General features: G+C 71.5%; 2 protein-coding genes and 1 pseudogene. All 3 read right to left on the bottom strand.

Annotated features, from left to right (window positions below):
• Positions 1 to 182: pseudogene (locus ACWD26_RS44065) on the bottom strand (haloacid dehalogenase); the annotation flags it as partial.
• A 46-nt stretch (positions 183 to 228) separates the two neighbouring features.
• Entirely contained in the window at positions 229 to 1167 is a 939-nt protein-coding gene (locus ACWD26_RS44060; protein ID WP_451279402.1) for an aldo/keto reductase, read from the bottom strand.
• Positions 1164 to 1931: aldehyde dehydrogenase family protein (locus ACWD26_RS44055; protein ID WP_451279400.1), on the bottom strand; the 768-nt coding region annotated here is incomplete at its 5' end. The genes ACWD26_RS44055 and ACWD26_RS44060, both read right to left, overlap by 4 nt.

Here is a 1931-nt window from a genome sequence, read left to right as displayed (position 1 = left end):
CGGTAGGCCTCCAGGACGGCCTGGAAGCGCATGACGCGGAAGTCGTCGAGGAACTCGTCGACATCCAGGTTGTCCAGATCCAGCCGGTCCTCGAGAACCTTCAGGGTCGTGGGGCCGAGCTCGAAGTTGATCAGGGTGGCGTAGGCGTCGAAGGTGACGACCTCTCGCTGGGTGTCTCGCATGGTGTTCAGCCTCGATCTGTGGAGTGTTGAGGTGGAGGTGGGGGCTTCAGACGACGCGTTCGCCAGGGGCGACGATGGCGTCGAGTGCGGCAAGGTCGGCCGGGTCGGGGACCCAGTCGGCCGCCGCGGCGTTGGCGGTGACCTGAGCCGGGGTCATGGCGCCGCAGATGACCGAGCCGACCGCGGGGAGCGCGGCGAGCCCGCCGACGGCGACCTGGAGGAGGGTGAGTCCGCGTTCGGCGCCGTACGCGGTGAGTGCCTCGGCCTTGTCGAGGGCTTCGTCGGTGAGCCAGCCCTGGCGCCAGGACAGCCGGCTGCCGGGCGGGGGCTGCTCGCCGCGCCGGTACTTGCCGCTGAGCAGGCCGTTGGCCAGCGGGTAGTACGGCAGCAGGCCGAGGCCGTGGTGCAGACAGGCCGGGATCAGGTCCCGCTCCACGGTCCGGTCGAGCAGGTGGCAGCGGGCCTGGGTGGAGACGAAGGCGTCGGACAGGTCCTCGGCCGGGAGGTTGGAGCAGCCGATGTGGCCGATCTTGCCCTCGTCGACCAGTTCCCGGAGGGCGGCGACGGTCTCCTCCAGCGGGGTGACACCGTCCGGCTCGTGGTACTGGAACAGGTCGATCCGGTCGGTGCCGAGCCGCCGGAGGGAGGCGTCGACGGCGTACCGGACGTAGCGGCGGGAGCCGCGCGGGCCGTGCCGCTCGGCCTCCTCGTCCATCTCCATGCCGAACTTGGTGGCCAGCACCACCTCGTCCCGGCGGCCCTTCAGCGCGGCGCCGAGGAGCCGTTCGCCGTCACCGCGCCCGGTGCCGCTCTCCCCGAACCCGCCGTACATGTCGGCGGTGTCGAAGAGGGTGATCCCGGCGTCGAGAGCCGCGTGGACGACGGCCTTCGTTCCGTCCTCGTCGAGGCGGGAGCCGAAGTTGTTGCCGCCCACTCCGACCACGGAGACGGTCGGGCCGCGCTCGCCGAGCGTGCGGTACCTCATGACCGACTCCCGAATCCGATGCAGACGTTCTTGGTCTGCGTGTAGCTGTCCAGGGCTTCGAGGCCCTTCTCACGACCCCAGCCGCTGTGCTTGTAGCCGCCGAACGGCAGCTCGACGCCCGTGCCGACGCCGGTGGCGTTGACGTAGACCTGTCCGGCACGGATGCCCTCGGCGAGCCGCATCGCCTTGTCGATGTCGCGGGTCCAGACGTAGGAGGCCAGGCCGTACGGGCTGTCGTTGGCGATGTCCAGGGCCTCGTCGGCGTCGTCGAACTCGATGACGGTGACGACGGGGCCGAAGATCTCCTCGCGAGCACAACGGGCGTCGTTCGTCAGGCCGGTGAGGACGGTCGGCTCGACGTAGTAGCCCTCGGCCAGGGCCGGGTCCGACGGTGCGCCGCCGCCGACGCGCACCGTCGCCCCCTCCTGCCGGGCCAGGTCGAGGTAGCCCAGCACCCGGTCGCGCTGCCGGGCGGCGACCAGCGGGCCGACGTCCGGGTCCGTCAGGCCGGGGCCGACGCGCAGGGTGGCGATCTTCTCGGCCAGCCGGTCCAGGAACTCCTCGGCGCCGCGCTGGAGCAGCAGCCGCGTTCCCGCCGAGCACATCTGCCCGGCGTTGCTGAACGAGGCGCCGAGGATCGCCTTCAGCGCCAGGTCGAAGTCGGCGTCCGCGAAGACGACGACCGGCGACTTGCCGCCCAGCTCGGTGACCGAGGGCACCACGTTGGCGGCGGCGGCCTGGGCGACCTTGATGCCGGTCGGCAC

It is taken from the genome of Streptomyces sp. NPDC002787, assembly GCF_053592095.1.
The sequence above is the reverse complement of the archived record's forward strand: the minus strand, read 5'-3'. Positions and strand labels throughout refer to the sequence as shown.